The sequence below is a fragment of the Dysgonomonas sp. 216 genome, assembly GCF_010501065.1.
Lineage (GTDB): Bacteria > Bacteroidota > Bacteroidia > Bacteroidales > Dysgonomonadaceae > QVMM01.
Genome location: NZ_QVMM01000002.1, coordinates 207,109 through 222,237, shown reverse-complemented (window position 1 = coordinate 222,237; position 15,129 = coordinate 207,109). Strand labels below are relative to the sequence as shown.

18 protein-coding genes and 1 pseudogene are annotated in these 15,129 nt (G+C 37.8%); all 19 read left to right on the top strand.

Features of this window, described 5'->3' with window-relative positions:
- Positions 1-664 precede the first annotated feature (664 nt).
- The 19 genes and pseudogenes from D0T53_RS02445 (at position 665) to D0T53_RS02355 (ending at position 15,049) form a co-directional block, all read left to right on the top strand.
- The gene (locus D0T53_RS02445) at positions 665-1,129 is read left to right on the top strand and encodes a hypothetical protein (RefSeq protein ID WP_163264716.1); all 465 of its coding nucleotides are present in this window, start codon (positions 665-667) and stop codon (positions 1,127-1,129) included.
- Position 1,130: 1 nt separating this feature from the next.
- Positions 1,131-2,327, top strand: a complete 1,197-nt coding sequence (locus tag D0T53_RS02440) for a DUF2586 family protein (protein ID WP_163264714.1) — start codon at positions 1,131-1,133, stop codon at positions 2,325-2,327.
- 1 nt (position 2,328) lies between these two features.
- A complete protein-coding gene (locus tag D0T53_RS02435) occupies positions 2,329-2,784 on the top strand; it encodes a hypothetical protein (protein WP_163264712.1) in 456 nt (151 codons plus the stop codon).
- Positions 2,785-2,789: 5 nt separating this feature from the next.
- Positions 2,790-3,080 carry a hypothetical protein gene (locus tag D0T53_RS02430; RefSeq protein ID WP_163264710.1) on the top strand — a complete coding sequence of 97 codons (291 nt, stop codon included), beginning with the start codon at positions 2,790-2,792 and terminating at the stop codon, positions 3,078-3,080.
- Between the two features lie 157 nt (positions 3,081-3,237).
- A complete protein-coding gene (locus tag D0T53_RS02425) occupies positions 3,238-5,007 on the top strand; it encodes a tape measure protein (protein WP_163264708.1) in 1,770 nt (589 codons plus the stop codon).
- 4 nt (positions 5,008-5,011) lie between these two features.
- Positions 5,012-5,515, top strand: a complete 504-nt coding sequence (locus tag D0T53_RS02420; protein ID WP_163264706.1) for a DUF6046 domain-containing protein — start codon at positions 5,012-5,014, stop codon at positions 5,513-5,515.
- A 1-nt stretch (position 5,516) separates the two neighbouring features.
- Positions 5,517-6,461, top strand: coding sequence for a hypothetical protein (locus D0T53_RS02415; protein WP_255489372.1), 945 nt, complete (start codon positions 5,517-5,519; stop codon positions 6,459-6,461).
- Positions 6,461-6,910 carry a hypothetical protein gene (locus D0T53_RS02410; protein WP_163264702.1) on the top strand — a complete coding sequence of 150 codons (450 nt, stop codon included), beginning with the start codon at positions 6,461-6,463 and terminating at the stop codon, positions 6,908-6,910. Before D0T53_RS02415 ends, D0T53_RS02410 begins: the two co-directional genes overlap by 1 nt.
- Positions 6,907-7,227 (top strand): hypothetical protein, encoded by a 321-nt coding sequence (locus D0T53_RS02405; protein WP_163264700.1) that lies wholly within the window; start codon positions 6,907-6,909, stop codon positions 7,225-7,227. Before D0T53_RS02410 ends, D0T53_RS02405 begins: the two co-directional genes overlap by 4 nt.
- Entirely contained in the window at positions 7,211-7,495 is a 285-nt protein-coding gene (locus D0T53_RS02400; protein WP_163264698.1) for a hypothetical protein, read from the top strand. Before D0T53_RS02405 ends, D0T53_RS02400 begins: the two co-directional genes overlap by 17 nt.
- A gap of 20 nt (positions 7,496-7,515) precedes the next feature.
- Positions 7,516-7,806 (top strand): hypothetical protein, encoded by a 291-nt coding sequence (locus D0T53_RS02395; RefSeq protein ID WP_163264697.1) that lies wholly within the window; start codon positions 7,516-7,518, stop codon positions 7,804-7,806.
- A 3-nt stretch (positions 7,807-7,809) separates the two neighbouring features.
- The gene (locus D0T53_RS02390) at positions 7,810-8,214 is read left to right on the top strand and encodes an N-acetylmuramoyl-L-alanine amidase (RefSeq protein ID WP_163264695.1); all 405 of its coding nucleotides are present in this window, start codon (positions 7,810-7,812) and stop codon (positions 8,212-8,214) included.
- On the top strand, positions 8,211-8,726 hold the full coding sequence (locus D0T53_RS02385; protein ID WP_163264693.1) for a hypothetical protein: 516 nt from the start codon (positions 8,211-8,213) through the stop codon (positions 8,724-8,726). Before D0T53_RS02390 ends, D0T53_RS02385 begins: the two co-directional genes overlap by 4 nt.
- A gap of 2 nt (positions 8,727-8,728) precedes the next feature.
- Positions 8,729-9,598 (top strand): hypothetical protein, encoded by an 870-nt coding sequence (locus D0T53_RS02380; RefSeq protein WP_163264691.1) that lies wholly within the window; start codon positions 8,729-8,731, stop codon positions 9,596-9,598.
- 166 nt (positions 9,599-9,764) lie between these two features.
- Positions 9,765-10,073 carry a hypothetical protein gene (locus tag D0T53_RS02375; protein ID WP_163264689.1) on the top strand — a complete coding sequence of 103 codons (309 nt, stop codon included), beginning with the start codon at positions 9,765-9,767 and terminating at the stop codon, positions 10,071-10,073.
- A complete protein-coding gene (locus D0T53_RS02370) occupies positions 10,066-10,941 on the top strand; it encodes a tail fiber protein (RefSeq protein ID WP_163264687.1) in 876 nt (291 codons plus the stop codon). The genes D0T53_RS02375 and D0T53_RS02370 overlap by 8 nt, the downstream gene beginning before the upstream one ends.
- Positions 10,942-10,945: 4 nt before the next feature.
- Positions 10,946-13,135 (top strand): sialate O-acetylesterase, encoded by a 2,190-nt coding sequence (locus D0T53_RS02365; RefSeq protein WP_163264685.1) that lies wholly within the window; start codon positions 10,946-10,948, stop codon positions 13,133-13,135.
- Between the two features lie 171 nt (positions 13,136-13,306).
- Positions 13,307-13,495: pseudogene (locus D0T53_RS02360) on the top strand (transporter); the annotation flags it as partial.
- Between the two features lie 141 nt (positions 13,496-13,636).
- The gene (locus D0T53_RS02355; protein WP_163264683.1) at positions 13,637-15,049 is read left to right on the top strand and encodes a glycosyl hydrolase family 28 protein; all 1,413 of its coding nucleotides are present in this window, start codon (positions 13,637-13,639) and stop codon (positions 15,047-15,049) included.
- The last annotated feature ends 80 nt before the right edge of the window (positions 15,050-15,129 follow it).

Sequence of the window (15,129 nt, the reverse complement as noted above, 5' to 3'; positions counted from 1 at the left end):
CACACATTTTACCTAACTGGTGGTATACTTTTCAATTATTTTAGTGGACTACTTTTCAATTATATTATACAAATACCATTCCGCAAATTCGGATATGGTGCGATTTACAGTGCCAACGCATAAGCATAATAAAGATAAGATTAAACAAAACAGGCTTTAACCTGGATTTAAAGCCTGTTTATAAACTAAAGAAATCATGTCAGAATTAGAAAACAAAGAAAAAGATGCTTCAACGAAGGTGAACCTGAAAAACGTTGGGCTGATTATCGTGGTTGGTTGCTTGGATTCCAAATGCGATTTGTAGCAATACCATTCCGCAAATTCGGATATGGTGCGATTTACAGTGCCAACGCATAAGCATAATAAAGATAAGATTAAACAAAACAGGCTTTAACCTGGATTTAAAGCCTGTTTATAAACTAAAGAAATCATGTCAGAATTAGAAAACAAAGAAAAAGATGCTTCAACGAAGGTGAACCTGAAAAACGTTGGGCTGATTATCGTGGTTGGTTGCTTGGATTCCAAATGCGATTTGTAGCAATACCATTCCGCAAATTCGGATATGGTGCGATTTACAGTGCCAACGCATAAGCATAATAAAGATAAGATTAAACAAAACAGGCTTTAACCTGGATTTAAAGCCTGTTTATAAACTAAAGAAATCATGTCAGAATTAGAAAACAAAGAAAAAGATGCTTCAACGAATCCTGAAAATACTGTTTTGGTACAAGGTGAAGAAAACACCAATCCTGAACCAAAAGACGAAACGCAGAAGGTATCGAAAGACACCGCAAAAGCCAAATCAACTGGTGGTAAAAGCACAAAAGGTGGAAAAACTACCAAAGTGGATTCTAAAAATAAAGCAACAGGAACTTCAACGAAAGAAGGGGATCAACCTGGTGGTGAAGTGAACAAAGGTGATCAGTCGGACAAAACACCAAAAACGGCAAAGCCTGGTGGAAAAACTGATCAACGTGATAAGGTTGCAACAGATGTGTTCAAAAACAATCCGAACTGCACCAAACTATTCTTCACCAGTGATGACATTCCATTTTTTGCAGAAAGCGATGCATTGAAGCATGCAAGATCGCTTGATGATCAAACAGTCGTACCAAAATACAAAGAATAAAATGGCAGGATTACCAAAAGTAACATTCACATACGGAAACGGTGCATTAGGTCAAACCATTGCCAGTGCTGATGGTCTGTTGTGTCTGATTGTAGTTGGTGCAGCAAGTGTTGATGACACTTTTGTGCTTGCAACAAATTACAGTATCAGAAAAACAGCAGATTTGGAAGCACTTGGTGTGACTGCTGACAATAACGCACTTCTTCATAAAACTGTTTCAGATTTCTACAAAGAAGCACAAGAAGGAACACAATTGTTCATTTGTGGCTATCCTGATACACTGACCATGTCAGCAGTTTTGGACAAAGAAAATCCGTATGCAAGAAACATAATTGAATCCACCAATGGTCAGGTGCGTGGATTGATAATCACGAAGGTTGCCAAAGAAGGTGCAACCATTGAAAATGGGTTGGATTCAGATGTTGCACAAGCAATGATGAATGCAAATGCACTAGGTGATTGGTCGGCTGAAACGAAATATGCACCAATATTCACCATTATTGATGGACTTGGATTTTCAGGTGATCCACAAGAACTGGTGGACTTGAAAACATACAGATATAATCGTGTGGGTGTTGTGATCGGTTCAAGCGAAAAAGGATCAGCAAATCAGGCTATCGGTTTTATTGGTGGACGCATTGCCAGTTCGAGTGTTGACAATAACATCGGACGTGTTGCAGATGGTGCATTGAATACGCTGACCATGTATGCAGGTGACAAAGCTATTGAATTAGCAGATGTTGAAAGCATATATGACAAAGCATATATCACTTTCAGAACCTTCACAGGTATTGCAGGATATTTCATTTCTGATGACCTGTTGGCAACCAAAGCAACAGATGACTACAACCAACTGACACGCAGACGAACCATTGACAAAGCATTGCGGATCGCTTATGCAGTTTTAGTTGAAAAACTGTTGGACAAAGTGCCAGTGAAAAATGATGGAACAATGTTGCAGCCTGTGATTATCGGATGGCAGCAAGATGTTGAAAATGCAATTGCAATCAATATGACAGCCAATGATGAATTGTCTGCTGACAGTTCTGATTCATCGGATCGTGGTGTGCAATGCTTCATTGATCCAACACAAGATGTTTTGGCAACCAGTACAGTGAACGTTGAATTGCGTGTGCGTCCATTCGGTTATGCCAGGTATATCAAAGTGGTTTTAGGTTTTACAGTAAACGAAAATTGATATGGAAGATATAATCAAAGATTTATTCAGAATCAATGGACGTGAATATGAGTGGGCTGATATCAGCATTCTGTTTGGTGGAATTCCAATTTCAGGATTCCGTGAAATCAAATATAAGAAAGCAACTGAAAAGGAAGCGATGCATGCCAAAGGACGCAATGCACACACCATTCAGCGTGGCAATAACTCTGTCACAGGTTCATTGATATTCACACAAAGTCAATTATATGCACTGGATGCAGCAGTTGCCAAAGGTGATCTGTTGGACATGCAGATTGATATTGTGGTGTCTTATGGTGCTGAACTGAATTCAGTAGGTGGAGCAGGAAAAACAGCCATCAATACGCGTGTGATCAAAGGTGTTGAATTCACCGAATACGAAGAAGGAATGTCACAAGGTGACAAGTTCATGGAAATTTCAATGCCGTTTTTGGCACTGGACATATTAAAAGCATAATCAAAATGGCAAAAGCAACAAAAGATCAAATCGAAAAGTGGAAAAAGCAGCATGGTGAAATATACCATGTTGAAGTTGGTGAATATGATGCATATCTGAAAACACCTGACCGAAAAACAATGAAGTACGTTGCACAAGTTGCAAATGATCCAATCAGAGCAAACGAAGTGCTGTTGGAAAATTGTTGGGTTGGTGGTGATGAAATCATCAAAACTGATGATGAACTGTTTTTTGGAGTTTCGGCAAAACTCAATGAAATAGTAAAAATCAAAGAGGCTACTATTTCAAAGCTCTAAAGTCAGCACAATATGTCGTTGCCCAAAATGGATTGATGCAGACTGATGTACAACTAAGATACTTTCTTCACATTGATCCTGACGTGCTGACTGATGCAGAATGGGCAATTCAGGTCAAATCACTGGAATGGATAAGAAAAAAAGAAGCTGAACAACAATGAATATCCTAAGCTATACACTTCGATTGAACGATCAGATGTCATCCACACTTTCACGTGTGGGTGCATCATCGAATTCAACACGTTCTGATGTTCAAGATTTACGTGAAGAAGTTCAGCAATTGGATAAAACATCAGTTAGTGGAATCACTTCATCCATGAGTGGATTGGCAAAGATCGCAGGTGCTTTGGGTATCGGAACACTGATTGGAAAAGGTTTGGCAACATCGGTGACAGCAGGTATGGAAAGGGAAATGCAAAACGTTTCTTTTGAAGTGCTTTTTGGTGGTGCTGACAAAGCTAAACAGATGATCAGTGAAATTTCTGATTTTGGAGCAAAAGCCTATGGAAGCAATGCGATAAGTGGTGCAGTTCAGATGATGAAAGGTTTTGATGTTGCATCGGATCAGATAATGTCTGATTTGCGTGTGATTGGTGATATTGCAATGGGTGATGTCAATAAATTCAATTCATTATCGCTTGCATTTGCACAGATGTCATCAACTGGGAAACTGACAGGTCAGGATTTATTGCAGATGATCAATGCAGGTTTCAATCCATTGACACAGATGGCAAAAACCACAGGAAAAAGCGTTGCGACACTGAAAGACGAAATGGCAAAAGGTCTGATCACATCTGAAATGGTCAAAAAATCATTTTATGATGCAACAACAGCAGGTGGTTTATATCACAACATGATTGATCGTATGGCATCACAAACAGGTGGTGAATGGTCACGATTGCAGAATACAATAAATGAAAGATTGATCCAATTGTATGATAATATTTTGCAACCGTTGATTTTGCCTGTTTTACGTGCAGCAAATATGTTGTTGACAGACACCATCGGTTTTGTCGCTAAAGTAACCGAAAAAATAACCAATTTGAATCCTGTGTTGCTGATTGCAGGTGGTGCAATGCTTGCTTATGCATCTGCAATCGGTATTGTCAAAGTAGCAACGTTGGCTTATGTCGGTGTCACTAAAATGTTAGCTTTTTTCAAAGGAATTGAAACTGCTGCATGGTGGGCAAATAATGCTGCCATGTTTGCAAATCCTGTGACATGGATTGTTGCAGGTGTGATTGCTTTGATTGCCGTGCTTGCTTATCTGATATTGAAAATTGATGGTTGGGGTGCAGCATGGGAACACACTGTGAATGGTGCTAAACTTATATTCAAAGCCTATGTGGAATCTGTGAAACTCTATTTTAACACCATGATCAATGGTATAATGATAGGGTTGAATAAGATCAAAGAAGGTTGGTATGAGTTTAAAGAAGCAGTTGGAATCGGTGACAGTTCTGACAATCAACGGATGCTGCAACAGATACATGCAGACACAGAAGCACGCAAAAAAGCAATTGTGGATGGTGCAAAGAATGTTGCAAATTTAAGTATTGAAGCAGCCAACGAATTCAAGAAAGCAGCAGGAAGTTTCAGTTGGAATGACAAATCATTGTCTGATGTTGTTGGTGGTCTGAAAGGTCAATTGGGCATTTCTTCACCAACAGTGCCAGGAATGGAAGCAACAGGTGGTGGATCAGGTTCAGGTGGTGGATCAACTGGTGGAAAAGGAAGCAAAGATGCAGCCAATGCAATTGCAACAGGTGGATCGAAAACAACACATGTGACCATCAATATTGGTGAAATGGGAAACAGGATTGTCATCAATGCTGCCAATGCCAAAGAAGGTGGAACACGGATGCGTGAAATTATTTTGGATGAATTAACACGTGTGCTTTCAATGGCACAAGGTCAATTGATATAATGCAATGAATACGATTCTAAACAGACGAAACAATATCACTGTGCATCAGGCAAAAGATTTGATGCAGAAAGGATATACAGTGGAAATGGTTTTGCCATTGTCATTGCGGATGCCTGATGGTGATTGGTGGTTGTTTCCTATCGAACCATTGATTTCAATTGCAGGAAAGAATGAAATCATCAAAAGAAGCGTTGCAAAATCAGACAAGCGTGGAACGATCAAAGAACGTTGGTCAGAAGCAGATGTTCAGGTTAGCATACAAGGTTCATTTATTCATCCTGATATATATACCTATCCATCACAAAACGTGACTGACCTGACCAATCTGATCAGGCAAAAAACAGCCATTGAAGTTCAGAATGAATTGCTGCAACTGTTGGATGTTCATCAGATCGTGATTGAAGATTATAAATTTCCATTCTCGAAAGGTGAAAATGTTCAGAATTATAGCATTGAAGCAGTCAGTGATGATTTGTATAATCTTTTTATTGATGTGAAAGATGTTTAACATGGTTTATGACATACAGATAGGCAACTACAAATTAGGATTGTTAGAATCGGTTGAAATAACCAAATCGGTCAGTGTGATCACTGGTACGGCAATCATCACTGTGCCTGGTGTGGTTTATAACCAATCACTGGATATTGAAAATAAAGTGAAGGTTGGTGATCCTGTGATCGTAAAACTTGGATATGATGATGACCTGGTGACAGAATTTGAAGGATATCTGCAACGTATTGACACGGATGACAGCAGCATCATATTCAATTGTGAAGATTCTATCTACTTGACACGCAAACCTGTTGTTGATAAACAGTTCAACAAAACATCGGTGAAAGAAATTGTGCAATATTGTTTGTCACAGATCGGAATGAAAAACCTGAATTGCACCTATGACATCACTTATGAAAAATTTGTGATCAAAGATGCAAATGCTTTCGATGTACTGAAAAAATTGCAAGATGATACGAATGCACACATCTACATGCAAGGTGACACACTGAATGTGCATCCTGCATATATTGAAAAAGGTGGTGATGTGGTCTATGATTTTGCAGTGAACATTGAATCATCTGATCTGAAATATAGGAACAAAGATGATCGCAGGTTTGAAATCACTGTTGAAGGAATTGGATTGGATGGAAAGAAGAAAACAGTGACCATTGGCACAACTGGTGGTGAAAAACGAACCATCAAGGTTTTCAATGTGATGGATGATGCTGCACTGAAACAACGTGGTGAAGAAGAAATGAAACATCTGTCTTATGATGGATATGAAGGAAAAATCACCAGTTGGTTGATTCCTTATGTTGAACCGACCTATTCTGTACGCATAAAAGACAAAGAATATGAGTACAAAGAAGGCATTTATTATGCTGTTTCGGTTACAACCACATTCAGTGATCAGGGTGGTGTTCGTGAAGTTGAAATTGGACGAAAATTGGCAAAGTAATGAGTAAATACGCACGCATAGCAGAATTATTGAAAGGTTTTCAGAAAAACAGTGTTGTGTTCTTCAATGCACAGGTGGTGAGTGTTGAAGGTGCGACATGTACTGTGAAAATTGATAATCTGAAACTGGATGATGTGCGATTGCAACCGACCACAACAGGTGCAGATAATAAAGTGCTTCTGATTCCTGCAAAAGACACACACGTTTTGATTGGTTCTTTTTCAGGTGATTATAATAATCTGTTTGTATTGGCAGCAGATGAATATGAAAAGGTTGAAATCACCTGCAATGGTGTGAACTTGATGGAAACTGTATCTGATTTAATTGGTGCATTCTCAGGAACATTGGTGCTGACTACATCAGTAGGAACGGCAACAGGCACTTTTGATCCTGGTACTATTGCGAAATTAAAGAAGGTTGAAACGCAATTTAAACAGATTTTAAAATGAAGAATGTTGGTTTATTGCTTGATCAGGAAACAGCAGATTTGCATGTGCAGATTTTGAAGGATGCAGAAGGAAAGATTGTGCAGGGTTTGCATCTTGGTGATGTGACAAATCAGAATATCACCATCATTCTGAAAATGCAACCAGGTGAAATGAAGGAACAACCAACAGTGGGTGTCGGTATTGACAGCATGTTGTTAGATCACGAATATCTGTTGTATAAACACAAGATCAGACAGCAGTTGGTGGATGATGGAATGACAGTGAAGTATTTGGAAATTGAAGATCAAAAAGTGAATATAAATGCAGTCTATAAGTAAACAAGGACAATGGTTGGGTGATATCACTGTGCGTGAAGCAGGAAGCATTGAAGGTCTGATTGATATGGCTGTCAAAAATGAAATATCAACCACTGATGCTTTGGAAATAGGAACATCATTGCTTAATCCTGATCCAATCAACAGACGTGTGATCAATTATTATAAACGCAATAACATTTATCCTGCAACAGCATCAGATTACAAAGAAGAACAAATTGGTGGTGGTATTGGAAATATGGGTATTGAAATAAATTTTGTAGTGTCATGATCGAATTTTTATCAACACATTTGGACACAATAATTGCTTTTCTTTCAGGTGGTGGATTGCTGACTGTGATCACTGCACGTGCAACCAAAAGACAAGCAGAAGCACATGCAATGAAAGCCGTTCAGGAAGTTTATCAGGAAACTATAAAGGACTTACGGACTGATAAAGACAAAATGCGTGAAGATAATGCAGAAATGCGTGAAATGGTTGACAAACTTGAAATCAGGGTTCGTGAAATATCCATTGAAGTTGGTAAACTGAAAAGGTATAAATGCACAGTAGTTGGATGTGCAGCAAGAAGAAAAGATTGAAATATGAGAAAAATCGACAAAATTATATTGCATTGTGCAGCAACCAAAGAAGGTCAGCACTTCACAGTTGAAGATATTGACAAATGGCACAAACAGCGTGGATTCAAGAAAATAGGCTATCATTTTGTGATCTATTTGGATGGTTCGGTACACAAAGGACGTGATCTGTCTGAAATAGGTGCACATTGCCTGAATCAAAATGCAAATTCCATTGGCATATGCTATATAGGTGGTTTAGACAGCAATGGAAAACCAAAAGACACACGGACGCTTGCACAAATAAATGCAATGCATAAACTGGTTGAAACGTTGCAGTCAAAGTTTGATAATCTGACAATTCATGGACACAACGAATTTGCAAACAAAGCATGTCCATGTTTTGACGTAAAAAAAGAATTTAAGCAATGAAACACTTCCTGTTGATAATTATTTCGCTGATGGTGTTTTCATGCAAAGCACCACAAAGCACTGTTGTTGAATCGAAACTGAAAGAAGAAAACAACATTCAGAAGGATGTTTTGATGTTAGATGCACATGACCTGTCTGTGATATCAGATCAGGTGATGAAAAAGCTGATGAATGAGAAATTGAACATCAACATCAATCAAAAGAAATACGACACTGAAAAACCTATGAATCCTGAAACTGGTTTACATCCATTGAAAGAAGAAAATGATATCAATATCAACAAAGAAACGGATGTGCAGGAAGAATCAGAACATCACCAGGTGACAGATAGCGTTGCAAGTTCAGTGATCAAAGATGGATCAGTTGAAAAAAGCAAAAAAGATATTCAGATAGAAGAAACGAAAAAGCCAGGACTTTCCATGATAGAAAAAATATTGCTTGGTTTCGGACTGATGGTGGTGGGTGTGATCGTGTTCTTTGTGTCTAAGTTTCTATATAAAATATTCAAATAATTATGACAATTGCTGAAATAAAGAAATCAATGACTGACATGTTTATTCAAAACGATGATGTAAGGAATAAATATGGATTGAAGGATGGATTGACATTTGAAGATCAGTTTTCAACAGTGTCTATCGAAAATATATTGTTCTTCATTGTGGCAACTTGTATGTGGGTGAATCAACAGTTGTTTTCACAGCACAAGATTGATATTCAGCAACTATTGAATGAACAAAAAGCACACACAAGCAACTGGTATGCACACATGGCAAAGCAATTTCAGTTTGGTCAGGATTTGATTGCAGAAACAGACAGATATGACAATACTGGATTGACCAGTGAAGAAGTTGAAAAAAGACGTGTTGTCAAATATTCAGCAGCAGTTGAATCATTAGATAAAAGCATCTTATATCTGAAAATTGCCACTGATTCAAATGGTGTGCGTCAACCATTATCAAACAACCAGTTGACTGCATTTAAAGCATATATAAATGCCATTCAGGATGCAGGTGTACGAATGCAGGTGATCAATGATCAAGCAGATGATATGCGATTGAGAATCGACATTTATTATGATTCATTGATTCTTGATCAGGATGGAAAACAGTTGGATGGTGAAAATGATTCACCAGTGCAAAGTGCAATCAGAAATTATCTGAACAACCTTCCTTTCAATGGTACATATACCAATCAGGGTTTGGTGGATGTGTTGCAAAACCTGAATGGTGTTGAAGTTGCAGAACTCAAATCAGCAGCATCAAGATATGGTTATTATACTGAATATACTGAAATAGATGCACGTGAAATTCCACATGCAGGATATTACAAGATATCAGACAGTAATTTGATATTGAACTTTATTCCAAATGAAGAGATACTATAATACAAATTATTCGTTGTTGGTGACTTTGCTGTTGCCTATAATGCTGCGTAAAAATATTACCACAATTCTATTACGGTCACTGGTGCGTCCACTTGAATTGATCAGTGATTCATTTGTCAGATACATTGATTCATTGGTGGTGTCTGCAAATTCACAGGTGTGTTATATGGAAGCGATGATCAATGATGAATTTGACTTTATAGAAAGACGTATAAAAATACGCACAACAGACGTGGATTTGGATGCTTTGATCACCTGGAAGAAAACAACAACTAAACGGATATTGATTCCATCACACAACACTGATCAACGCTTTCTGCTAAATGCAAAAGGTCAGATTGGTGCAAATGAAAAAGACTTTGAAATTGTGTTTCCATCAGGTTACACACTTTCAGAAAGTGAAATGATCAAGTTAAAACAGATAGTGAATAGACATAAATTATCAACCAAAAAATATATTGTAGTCAATGAATAATGCAAATTTTTTAGCAAAGGAAAACTTTCCACAATCAACATATACATTCGATTTTCTGCAAAACATGATCAAGATGGCAGGAAGTTTGGCATTGCTTGGTGGTGATAATTTCATTCTGACAGGATGTGCAGATGGTGGAAAAGGTGTGTTCAGTGAAGGATTGATTGTGATCAATGGTCAGTTGTACCCATTTGCAGGTGGTGCAAAGAAAGCGAAAATAAAAATTCAGGAAACGAAAGAATCAGACCATTATGCAGGTGTTGATTATCCCGAAGCATACATTCATCGAAAAGTGATATTTGCTGATGATGGTGATATTCTTTGGGATGATCTGAAACAGGTTTTGACCAATAAGGATTTGGAAAACAAAATCAATGCACTTCGTGGTGAATCACCTGGATTTGTGAAAATGTGGTCAGGATTACCTGAAAGAATGGGAAAAGAATATCTGCTTTGTGATGGATCAACAGTGAACACTGCTGACTATCCTGATCTTGCATACTTCTATGGAAAGGAAGGTGAAAGCAGCTTTAAATTGCCTGATCTTCGACAAAGGTTTATTGTTGGTTATGATAATGGTGTGACTGACTATAATGAAATAGGCAAAATAGGTGGTGAGAAAGAACATGTTTTGACCACTGATGAAATGCCTGAACATAAGCACATCATGCCCTGGGGGGAAAATGTGAATCAGGATTGGAATCCACCCTGGGGATATGCAGATGATTATCTGACAGGAAGGCGTGGAAGTAACGGAAATGACAGTGATAATGCGTGGGCATGGTCATCACCATCAGGTAAGAATAAAGCACATGAAAACCGTCCACCTTTTTATGTGTTGGCTTTTGTAATACGTGCAAAATATTAAAATCATGGCTAGTTTAAAAGACATATTGAGTTGGTTTGAAAAGAATGACTATCCAACAGAAGAACAATTTAGAGAATCATGGAAATCTTTTTGGCATAAGTCAGAAAGAATTGATCAATCATCTGTTTTGGGGTTGCCTGATGCACTCAACAGTAAAGCATCAAAAGAAGATTTGGCAAATGCGACAACCAATTTCAAAGGGTATCACACATCATTGGCTGCATTGCTTGCTATTCATCCACAAAATGAGAATAAAAAGGACTTTTTTGCGTGGGTTGGCACACCTTATCCTGGCACAGTTCACAAAGTTTTTGCGGACAAAGGTGCATGGACTGACACTGGTGAAGTGCCAACACAACAGGAGATTGATTTGGCTGAATATACCAAAAGAGTGGATTTATTCAATAATGCCACAATTCCTTTTATTGCAGATGGCAATGGCTATTGGACAGGAACTGTTGGACAACCTGCAACGATAAGCACCGAATTTGAACAATACAGGTACATGAATCTTAAACATGTTTTACCTGGTACATTGGTTGTTTGGGATGGTTTTTTTGCGAATGCTCCAACTTCTGCAATATGTGCATTAATAGATTCAGCAGGTAATTTTGTGAAACGTCTGAATTTCAACGGATGTTCTAATATTGATTACAATACAGGACATTTTGAATATACAATGCCATCAAATGCTTCACAAATCGGTTTTTTCTTTGATATAAACAATGCTGCATTTCCAATTGCCAATGCAAAAATAACCATTGGCATAACAGATGAATCTGTAATAAAAGATGAAGTTTTGCCAACAGCAACCGAAATTCAGAAGGGTATAACAAAACTCACTGCTGCAATAGATGATCGCAATGATATAGCATTGTCATCTAAAGCTATGTTTGATTATAACAATATGCTGTTTGATAGTGGTGTTGCACCTTTTCCTTTCATTGCAGATGGCAATGGTTATTGGACAGGAACTGTCGGACAGCCTGTGACAATAAGCACACAATATCCTGAATATAGATACATGAATTTGAAACAGGTATTGCCAGGAACACTGATTGTTTGGGATGGTTTCTTTTCAACGCAACCAACATCAATGCTTTGTGCATTTGTTGATAATGATGGCAATTTTGTGAAACGTTTGAACTTCAACGAATGCACTAATATTAATTATGACACAGGACATTATGAATATATAATGCCATCAAATGCTTCACAGGTGGGTTTTGTTTTCAATGTTAATGGTGGTGCTTTATTTCCAATTGCCAATACAAAAATAACTATTGGCAAATCAGGGAAAATAAGAATTGAGCATATTAATATTGATGCTATTGTTGAAGAAATAGGTGGTGGATCAATAACAACAGGACGTGTCCTGGCTTCACAGTCTGATATGTTTATGCGTGGCAATGTATCAAAAAAATATGCAGCATCCACAAAGAAAAAATGTATCATTGTTGCAGGTCAAAGCAATACAGATGGACGTGTTCCTGCTGCACAATTTCCTTCAACCTATGTTGATGAAGGTGGTGCAACTGTTAATTATCTGACAGGTGGTCAAATACCAAACACAAAGTATTGCAAAAACAATCTGAATGCAAATTTTGGTACATGGTCACTTGGTTCTAATCGTTGGGCATACGATGCTATTGTATTAAGCAGGTTGCAGCATCTATTGAATGACACTGTGTATGAAATCAAATGGTCACAGGGTGGAACGGCTATTTCACCGAATGGTGGTGATGGTGGTGGATTTTGGACACCTCGATTTGAAAACATACCATCAAATAAAACTAAGTTGTTGCAAAACTTTGAACAATCAATCAGGGCAGCTATTGCAAACAATCCTGATTCATTTGATATAAAGGCTTTCTTATGGCATCAGGGTGAAAGTGACTGGTTGGCAGCTTCTGCACCTCAATACTATGACAGTCTTTGTGATGTGATTGATTATGTGCGTGGTGTTGTTGGCAATCCAATACTTCCATTCATCTTTGGAACTGTACCACACGCATCAGGTCAATATTCATCAATTGTTGAAGAAGCAATGAAAAGAGTTGCAGCACAGGACAAATATGTTTTCATGGTTGACATGTCGAATGGAACACTTTTGGATGCTTACCATTTTGATGCAGCTAGCAGCGAATATTTAGGCACTAAGATGTATGAGATATTGAGAGATAGTGTATTGTAATTAAATAGCGTTTAAATATAATTTAAAAGCCATTCAAACAATCTGAATGGCTTTTGCTATATTTGTACAGTTGTAGATGTATTTCAAACATCCGTGCGTGTGTTTTGATGTACATTTCATTTTAAAAAATTGTACAATTCGATTTTGCGATTATAAATGATAGCCAGAATTGTATTCAAAATAAATTATTTTACTCTGATGGGTTTGATAGCCGGAAGCATGACCGATCCACCTGCCTTGGCTTATGCTAATTCTGTTTCCGACAACGATGCACCGGCGGTCGGATATGCATCGGTTTATCCGCTAGTTATGTTTTTAAGGGTGTTGGCAGCCCAGTTGTTGATATTGTTCTTTCTTTAGCAAAACAAGCGTGAGCACCTCTGTTTAAATGTGATTTATAGCACAATGATACATATTGTCCTATAATTGTCTACAAAATGACTCATAGTAAAGGGTGTTTATTTGATAACTTTGCTGCAAGTAATAGTTAAATCTTTTATCATGACTGGGATATTAAATATTCGAGGAATTTTTCTTTTCGTAATATGTTTCTTTTTAAGCCAGGGACTTTTAGCTGAAATTATCACTTATCCGATTCCTGCCGAGTTGTACTATGCTCGCCATAACGACGATTTTACTGTAAAAGTAAGAGAGAAGGGAGGGAAATGGGTCGACCTTTTCGAATATACTGTAAAAGTAGATATGGATACACAAAGCGAGGCTTCGATGGCGTATTTCGATTTTTCGGGAACGGTCGAAGTACGTGTTCAAAAAAATAACGGAGAACTAAATTCTGCAATTATAAGTCCATTATCGAAAGGTATTGTGCCCGAAATAGATGGTAATGTTATAAGTTTTACTATCGACAAGCCTCAAAACTTATCGATAGAATGTAATGGCAACCGTTTGAATAATCTTCATTTGTTTGCGGGAGATATAGATACAAACAAACCCGACAAGAACGACCCCAATGTAATATATTTCGAAGCAGGCTATCATAAACCAACCGATTCGATAAATAAGGTGTTTAATATACCATCTAATTCGACTGTTTACTTAGAAGGGGGTGCTGTTTTGGCAGGAAAACTGAATTGCCATAAAGTTGAAAATGTAAAAATATGCGGACGGGGAATTTTGTTGGAGCCAACTCAGGCTATTAGTGTCGATTTTTCGAACAATATAACAATTGATGGAATTATAGCTCTTAATCCACGGTATTACACTGTTAGTGGAGGACAATCTACAAATATAACTATCAGCAATCTGAAATCGTTCAGTTATCAGGGTTGGAGCGATGGCTTGGATTTTATGTCGTGCAGGGATGTTGTTATCGATAACGTTTTTATGCGTAACTCCGACGACTGTATTGCAATTTATAACCACAGATGGGATTTTTGGGGCGATTCGCGTAATTTCTTAATTCAGAATTCGACCCTATGGGCTGATGTTGCCCATCCTATAAATATAGGTACACACGGAAATACCGAAACAGGCGATGAAGTAATGGAGAACATCGTTTTTCGTAATATCGATATATTGGAACACGATGAGGACGACCCCGATTATCAGGGCTGCATGGCTGTAAATGTTGGCGATTATAATACGGCAAGGAATATACTGTTCGAGGATATCCGTGTCGAGAGCATTCAGGAAGGGCAATTGTTTCATTTGCGGGTAATGTATAACAAGAAGTATAACACAGGCGAAGGAAAAGGTATAGAGGATATAACGTTTCGGAATATTTATTATAATGGAAAAAATGAAAATTCGGCGCTGACAGAAGGGTATGCTCCGGATCGAATGATAAAAAATATTACGTTCGAAAATATTGTAATAAATGGAATACGTGCCAAGTCGTTAGACGAATTGAATATGAATAGGGGAAAATATACGAAAGATATTCGTGTTAAATAGTTGTTAGCAATGGAAGCACTAAAAAGATTCGGAAAAACACAAAAAGATTGAGTGAAAAGCTGCCGTGGTTGGGGCAAGCC

Bases quoted from the DNA above. Each gene is read 5' to 3' on its own strand.
- D0T53_RS02385 (WP_163264693.1), top strand. From the start codon at position 8,211: ATGAAACACTTCCTGTTGATAATTATTTCGCTGATGGTGTTTTCATGC.
- D0T53_RS02425 (WP_163264708.1), top strand. From the start codon at position 3,238: ATGAATATCCTAAGCTATACACTTCGATTGAACGATCAGATGTCATCC.
- D0T53_RS02355 (WP_163264683.1), top strand. From the start codon at position 13,637: ATGACTGGGATATTAAATATTCGAGGAATTTTTCTTTTCGTAATATGT.
- D0T53_RS02370 (WP_163264687.1), top strand. From the start codon at position 10,066: ATGAATAATGCAAATTTTTTAGCAAAGGAAAACTTTCCACAATCAACA.
- D0T53_RS02400 (WP_163264698.1), top strand. From the start codon at position 7,211: ATGCAGTCTATAAGTAAACAAGGACAATGGTTGGGTGATATCACTGTG.
- D0T53_RS02365 (WP_163264685.1), top strand. From the start codon at position 10,946: ATGGCTAGTTTAAAAGACATATTGAGTTGGTTTGAAAAGAATGACTAT.
- D0T53_RS02440 (WP_163264714.1), top strand. From the start codon at position 1,131: ATGGCAGGATTACCAAAAGTAACATTCACATACGGAAACGGTGCATTA.
- D0T53_RS02405 (WP_163264700.1), top strand. From the start codon at position 6,907: ATGAAGAATGTTGGTTTATTGCTTGATCAGGAAACAGCAGATTTGCAT.
- D0T53_RS02410 (WP_163264702.1), top strand. From the start codon at position 6,461: ATGAGTAAATACGCACGCATAGCAGAATTATTGAAAGGTTTTCAGAAA.
- D0T53_RS02375 (WP_163264689.1), top strand. From the start codon at position 9,765: ATGGAAGCGATGATCAATGATGAATTTGACTTTATAGAAAGACGTATA.
- D0T53_RS02415 (WP_255489372.1), top strand. From the start codon at position 5,517: ATGGTTTATGACATACAGATAGGCAACTACAAATTAGGATTGTTAGAA.
- D0T53_RS02390 (WP_163264695.1), top strand. From the start codon at position 7,810: ATGAGAAAAATCGACAAAATTATATTGCATTGTGCAGCAACCAAAGAA.
- D0T53_RS02430 (WP_163264710.1), top strand. From the start codon at position 2,790: ATGGCAAAAGCAACAAAAGATCAAATCGAAAAGTGGAAAAAGCAGCAT.
- D0T53_RS02435 (WP_163264712.1), top strand. From the start codon at position 2,329: ATGGAAGATATAATCAAAGATTTATTCAGAATCAATGGACGTGAATAT.
- D0T53_RS02420 (WP_163264706.1), top strand. From the start codon at position 5,012: ATGAATACGATTCTAAACAGACGAAACAATATCACTGTGCATCAGGCA.
- D0T53_RS02445 (WP_163264716.1), top strand. From the start codon at position 665: ATGTCAGAATTAGAAAACAAAGAAAAAGATGCTTCAACGAATCCTGAA.
- D0T53_RS02380 (WP_163264691.1), top strand. From the start codon at position 8,729: ATGACAATTGCTGAAATAAAGAAATCAATGACTGACATGTTTATTCAA.